Below are 6,000 nucleotides of genomic sequence, written 5' to 3' on the forward strand. Positions count from 1 at the left end.
GAGCAATAATTTATCGCCTGTGCATAAATCCGGCAGAGCAAAGAGAGATGAAAGCAAAAATAGTTACAAAGGATCGGTAATCTTATGCCTGCTCAAAAGCCCTGTTATCCAGGGCTGTAAGAAACAATAAAATGTCGTTTTTACTGAGACAGCTTCATATGCGGCTCAATCCACAATAAACAGCTTTGCGCCGGTTACCGTTGACGATCGGTGAGCTTCAGCATTATCAGCCACCTGATAACTGATACCTGCCGTCAAAGTAAAGGTGCGTCCGTCATCCAGTTCTGTATGAAGTTCACCTTCCAGACACAGCAGAATATGGCCTTTCAAACACCAGTGATCGGCCAGATAACCGGGAGAATATTCCACCATTCTTACGCGGATATCATTAAAACGGGCGGTACGCCACAGGGCGTAGCCCTGGTCACCCTGATGGATTTCCGGCTCTATCTCGTGCCAAAGGGTGGTCCCAAAAGGGATATTATTTATCTGCATTGAATTATCCTTGTTTGCTGAGTTCGGGTTAACACTTTTATATCCTTTTTAATAACATTCAGGAAAAGTTTTCGTCGAACACCTGTCAAGATGAGCTTTTGAACCGCTCCCTTACCAGTTCCAGAAAAGAAAGCAGTAAAGGCGATGGATTTTGTTGCGGATAAGCGATGGCAATTCCAACCGACAATGAATCGAATTCTTGTTTCAAAGCCCTGAACACCACACCCTGACGCCGAACGTTCTGAAGTGACGAAGGGATAAAAGCCAGACCTTTGCCTTCAGCAATCAGCCCCAGCAAAATGTGATGATCGGGTGGTTCCTGACGTGTTTCAGGCCGGAAACCTGCCTGCGCAAAAAAGGAGTGACAGTAGTCATAAAAGCCAGGATTAAGTCGGCGCGGAAACCAGAACAGGGTTTCGCCTGCAAGATCGGCCTTTCCTAGCTTTTGCTTTCTGGCCAGTCGATGATTAGCTGACAAAGCAACTACAAACGGCTCCCTGTGAATGACTTCCGTTTTCAGCCCACGTGAATCGGTATGTAAACCGATAAAAGCCGCATCCATAACACCGTTCAGAACGTCGCGAACCAGACTGATTGAATGTTTGTCGTGCGTAACGAGTTGCCAACCGGGAAAACGAAGAGGAAAACTTTCTGACAGGTCAGGAATAACGCTTCGGTCAAATACAGTAGTAAAACCGATAACAAATCGCCGATTTCCTGTTTCACGAGCCGCCCGGGCAGCAGCCACAGCTCGCTCTGCCTGAGCCAGCGTACGTCTTGCTTCAGGTAAAAATGCTCTTCCGGCTTTTGTCAGAGAAACGCCGGTTTTATTGCGTACGAAAAGTTCAACGCCTAGCTGGTTTTCCAGTTGTTGAATCTGCCTGCTCAGCGGCGGCTGCGAAATATACAGACGCTTTGCCGCCCGCCCGAAATTCAGCTCTTCACTGACCGCAATAAAATAGCGGAACTGACGTAAATCGATATGAGTATTCATACCGAAAAGGTATCACAGAGAGAGTATTGGATCGATTAAAAACCTGTTTATAGACTCCAGGGAAACAGATCACCTGCGAGACAGAAACAATGATCACGATTAAATCTCAACGTTTTGACAAGGGTATTGATACGCTCAGCAAGGTAGGCGGTCTCGACTTCGATCGTCCTCTCACTATCCTTGAGCAAACGGCTCCCGACCTTGCACGGTTAACAGTAGAATTCTGCTACGGTGAAATTATTTCCCGTCTGGAGCTGGATCTGCCGACCCGCCAGCTATGTACGGTAGCAGCTTTAGCTGCAATGGCTAATGCACAGCCACAGCTCCGTTATCATATCGCTGGCGCGCTGAATGTCGGCTGCACTCCCGATGCCGTAACAGAAGTCATGTTGTTGTGTGCCGTTTTTGCTGGTTTTCCTGCCGCAGAAAACGGTGTGGCCGCTGCAAAAGAGATTTTTGACCTGCAAGAAGGGGGATTCCAGCCGGTTTCATTCACACCCACTGGCGATCGCTATGCGCGGGGATTTTCGGCTGTCGAAAAGCTCAGCGCTGGCGCGGGGAAATCAGTGACGCAAAGTCTTAGGGCTATATCCCCGGATCTGTCACGCTTTGTTGTGGAATTTTCTTATGGGGATGTGCTGTCGCGTAACGTCATTGATAACAGAACGAAAGAGCTGGCCATCATCGCTATGCTGACCGCCATGGGAACGGCGTCGCCTCAACTGAAAGTGCACATCAGCGCGGCATTAAACGTGGGCGTTACTGAGGGTGAAATTATCGAGGTCATACAACAGATGGCGATATATGCTGGCTTTCCGGCTGCGCTTAATGGCGTATTTGCGGCGCAGGCAGTTTTCAGCGAAGCGGCCGCAGAAGCTGAGCAAAACCGCCAGTAAATCATGTAGCAGGCCGTACAATAGGGCTTTACTTCGATGCGATGCTGTCAGTCTGCACATATGCGCTAAGCAGCCGCACCAGCTCAGTCTCCAGATTCTCCTCAAAGCCGGGCGGAGAAGCGCCTTCAAGCACCAGGCGCACAGGCCCGGCGAGCGCCGTCAGCATCATTAGCGCAGTGATCCGCGCATCGCCAGCCCGGACATCAGGCGCGCTCGTTAACGTGTCTGTCAGCGCTGTTGCTATCGTATTCTGTATGCGCGTAACAAGCTGTGCGCCGCCACGCTCAGCGGCAATGGCATAAAGCGCGCGGGACTCGAGCGGATCCCGCAGCTTGACGTTCAGGAAGTTGCTGACCAGAGCGGGAATGAATTCAGCTACAGATTTCCCACGATGGGCGCGGCAAGTTTGCTCCACCACGGCGAGGACGCCATTCAGATGCTTTTCAAGTACCGCAGCGAGCAGCGCATCGCGATTTGGATAGTATTGGTACAGGCTGCCCACTGATATTCCCGCGCGCATCGCCACACGCGATGTGGTGCAGCGCACCAGTCCTTCCCGGGTCAAAACCTGAATGGTTGCCGTATGGAGCGCGTCGACAGTGGCAGCCGACCTGGCCTGAACCGGCGATCTACGTGGCTTAAGTGATGGTTCTGGCATACTCATGGAATGCGAATTCCAAAAACAGATGATCGTTCATACCCTATACGTTGCTCAGTTGAATTAATCAATAAGGAAACGAATATGAGTAACATGACATCAGGCGAAACGTTCACCCTCGGCTCGCGCGTTGTGAAAAGAATGGGTTATGGCGCGATGCAACTGGCCGGGCCGGGCGTGTTTGGCCCGCCGAAAGATCGCCAGGCCGCGCTGGATGTGCTGCATGAAGCGGTCAGTCTGGGGATCAATCATATCGACACCAGCGACTTCTACGGGCCGCATATCATCAATCAGATCATCCGTGAGGCGCTTGCGCCTTATCGTGACGATTTAATCATCGTGACCAAGGTCGGAGCGCGTCGTGACGGGAAGGGGGGCTGGCTTCCTGCCTCTTCGGCAAAAGAATTAACCGCGGCTGTACACGACAATCTGAGCAACCTGGGGCTGGAAGTCCTGGAGGTGGTTAATCTGCGTATTATGTTTGATGCCTTTTCGCCAGCTGAAGGATCAATCGAAGAACAGCTAACCGCGCTGGCTGAATTGCAGCAGCAGGGATTGATACGGCATATTGGCCTGAGCAACGTCACGCAAGCTCAGATTGCCGAAGCGCGCAGCATCACGTCTGTCGTCTGCGTGCAAAATATGTATAACATCGCTCAGCGTCGGGATGACGATCTGATAGATGCGCTCGCCCGGGAAAACATTGCGTATGTACCTTTCTTCCCGCTGGGTGGCTTCACACCGTTGCACTCTGCCACGCTATCAGAAGCCGCGAGCACCATTGACGCAACGCCGATGCAGCTGGCGCTGGCCTGGCTGTTGCGCCGGTCGCCAAATATCCTGCTGATCCCCGGCACGTCATCCATTGCCCATCTTCATGAAAATATGAAAGCGGCAGAGATCGATCTGACGGATGAAATGTATAACAGGCTTGATTCCATTGCCTCTTAGGTGAAAGGTAAAATTACTGAAAACGCCTCAGCTCTTTTTCCGTCAGCCCTGTTATGGCGGCTATCGCCTGAAGCGAGAGTCCCATTTTGCAAAGGTTGCTCACTTTGGCATGCTCTCTGCTGTAGGAACAGATGACCCTTGATACGCCATCGCTTTCCGGGCATTCCTTACCCTGGGTTTCTGACTGTTGGCTGAAGTGATTTTTTTCATTAAGGAGCATAAGCCCGTCTCCCTTTCTGTATGACGTTTACAGCGGACAAAAAAGGGGAGTGGTATACACCACTCCCCGGAGATAACACCTTAACGCAGGTCGAAACGATCCAGATTCATCACTTTGGTCCATGCCGCGACAAAGTCTTTCACAAACTTTTCTTTGGCATCGCTGCTGGCATAAACCTCTGCAACGGAACGCAGAATGGCGTTTGAGCCAAACACCAGGTCTGCGCGGGTCGCGGTGAATCTCACCTCGCCGCTCTGACGGTCGCGTCCTTCAAACAGTTCGGAGGTCGCATCGGTGGCTTTCCATTCGTTGCGCATATCCAGCAGATTGACAAAGAAATCATTGCTGAGTACGCCCGGACGATCGGTGAAAACACCGTGCTGGCTGCCATCGAAATTCGCGCCCAGCATACGCAGGCCACCAACCAGTACAGTCAGCTCCGGCGCCGTCAGCGTCAACTGCTGCGCCTTATCAATCAGTAGCGCCTCAGTCGAGGTCGCATTACGTACGCCACGGTAGTTGCGGAAGCCATCAGCAGCCGGTTTGAGCAGGTCGAATAACTCAATATCGGTCTGATCCTGACGGGCATCGACACGACCCGGAGCGAAAGGCACATCAACGTTAACTTCAACTGCTGCCGCCGCCTTCTCAATACCCACTACGCCAGCGAGCACGATAATATCCGCCAACGAGACTTTACCGCATGCCTGCTGGATAGATTCCAGCACTGAGAGCGCACGGGTTGCGTTTGCGTTAACTTCCCACTCTCGCTGAGGAACCAGCGCCAGTCGTGCGCCGTTAGCGCCGCCGCGCTTGTCGCCGCCACGGAAAGTCGAGGCGGAAGCCCAGGCCACAGAGACCAGCTCGCCGACAGAAAGACCAGCGTTGGCAATCTCTGTTTTCAGGCTCTCAATATCTGCTACTGTCGGGTTATGAATCGGCTGCGGCAGCGGGTCTTGCCAGATCAAATCTTCTTTTGGTACTTCCGGGCCGATGTGACGCGCCTTGGGTCCCATATCTCTGTGGGTCAGCTTGTACCAGGCTCGGGCGAACGCTTCATTGAATGCCTGAGGATCGTTCAGGAAACGACGGGAAATTTTCTCAAATTCCGGATCGAATCGCAGCGTCAGATCGGTAACAAGCATGGTCGGCTTGCGTTTCTTCGCCGGATCGAACGGGTCAGGAATGATTTCCGGCGCATTGACGGCTTCGAACTGAATCGCGCCGGCAGGGCTGCGCGTCTGTACCCACTCATATTTGAACAGGTTTTCAAAGAAGTAGTTGCTCCACTGGGTAGGCGTCTGCGACCAGGCAACTTCCAGACCAGAAGTAATCGCATCGGCGCCTGCACCGCTGCCATGGCTACTGACCCAGCCTAATCCCTGCGCTTCAATCGGCGCGGCTTCCGGATCGACACCAACGTTGCTGGCAGCGCCTGCGCCGTGGGTTTTGCCCAGCGTATGACCACCTGCGATCAGCGCAACGGTTTCTTCATCGTTCATACCCATGTTGCCGAACGTGGCGCGAATAGCAGGCGCGGCTGAAGCCGGATCGCCGCTGTTTTGCGGACCTTCAGGGTTAACATAGATAAGGCCCATCTCGGTTGCGCCCAGCGGAGCTGAAGCCAGCGACTCAGGATGACGATGTTCCAGCCAGGTCTTCTCGTCACCAAAGTTCACATCAAGATCGGGTTCCCAGACATCTTCGCGTCCGGCACTGAAGCCAAAAGTACGGAAGCCGGAATTTTCCAGCGCGACGTTACCCGCCAGAATATACAGGTCAGCCC

Annotated in this window: 6 protein-coding genes and 1 pseudogene; 3 read left to right on the forward strand and 4 right to left on the reverse strand. The window is 52.8% G+C overall.

All coding sequences use genetic code 11. The annotated features are described in order from the left end of the window. Nucleotides 1-165: 165 nt before the first annotated feature. Both ABU178_RS18230 and ABU178_RS18235 read right to left on the reverse strand, forming a co-directional pair. Entirely contained in the window at nt 166-495 is a 330-nt protein-coding gene (locus tag ABU178_RS18230; RefSeq protein WP_397217534.1) for a DHCW motif cupin fold protein, read from the reverse strand. Nucleotides 496-580: 85 nt separating this feature from the next. Next, complete coding sequence (locus ABU178_RS18235) at nt 581-1,489, reverse strand: LysR family transcriptional regulator (protein WP_397217536.1); 909 nt, start codon at nt 1,487-1,489, stop codon at nt 581-583. 89 nt (nt 1,490-1,578) lie between these two features. On the opposite strand from ABU178_RS18235, the pseudogene ABU178_RS18240 reads away from it, so the two are divergent. After that, nucleotides 1,579-1,929 (forward strand): annotated as a pseudogene (locus tag ABU178_RS18240) (carboxymuconolactone decarboxylase family protein); the annotation flags it as partial. A 21-nt stretch (nt 1,930-1,950) separates the two neighbouring features. Continuing rightward, nucleotides 1,951-2,385 carry a carboxymuconolactone decarboxylase family protein gene (locus tag ABU178_RS18245; protein ID WP_397217553.1) on the forward strand — a complete coding sequence of 145 codons (435 nt, stop codon included), beginning with the start codon at nt 1,951-1,953 and terminating at the stop codon, nt 2,383-2,385. A gap of 28 nt (nt 2,386-2,413) precedes the next feature. Here the strand turns inward: ABU178_RS18245 and ABU178_RS18250 are convergent, their stop codons facing one another. Continuing rightward, nucleotides 2,414-3,043: a TetR/AcrR family transcriptional regulator gene (locus ABU178_RS18250; RefSeq protein ID WP_397217555.1), complete on the reverse strand. Its 630-nt coding sequence runs from the start codon at nt 3,041-3,043 to the stop codon at nt 2,414-2,416. 84 nt (nt 3,044-3,127) lie between these two features. Here ABU178_RS18250 and ABU178_RS18255 point away from each other — a divergent pair, with 84 nt between their 5' ends. Continuing rightward, on the forward strand, nt 3,128-3,994 hold the full coding sequence (locus ABU178_RS18255) for an aldo/keto reductase family oxidoreductase (protein WP_397217538.1): 867 nt from the start codon (nt 3,128-3,130) through the stop codon (nt 3,992-3,994). A 300-nt stretch (nt 3,995-4,294) separates the two neighbouring features. Here the strand turns inward: ABU178_RS18255 and katG are convergent. Continuing rightward, nucleotides 4,295-6,000, reverse strand: a 1,706-nt coding sequence (katG, locus tag ABU178_RS18260) for a catalase/peroxidase HPI (RefSeq protein ID WP_397217540.1), incomplete at its 5' end; no start/stop codon positions are given.

This window comes from Pantoea osteomyelitidis (assembly GCF_044342975.1).
Classification (GTDB): domain Bacteria; phylum Pseudomonadota; class Gammaproteobacteria; order Enterobacterales; family Enterobacteriaceae; genus Pantoea; species Pantoea osteomyelitidis.

Coding starts and splice junctions, on each gene's coding strand:
- ABU178_RS18230 (WP_397217534.1), bottom strand. CDS start 495: ATGCAGATAAATAATATCCCTTTTGGGACCACCCTTTGGCACGAGATA.
- ABU178_RS18235 (WP_397217536.1), bottom strand. CDS start 1,489: ATGAATACTCATATCGATTTACGTCAGTTCCGCTATTTTATTGCGGTC.
- ABU178_RS18250 (WP_397217555.1), bottom strand. CDS start 3,043: ATGCCAGAACCATCACTTAAGCCACGTAGATCGCCGGTTCAGGCCAGG.
- ABU178_RS18255 (WP_397217538.1), top strand. CDS start 3,128: ATGAGTAACATGACATCAGGCGAAACGTTCACCCTCGGCTCGCGCGTT.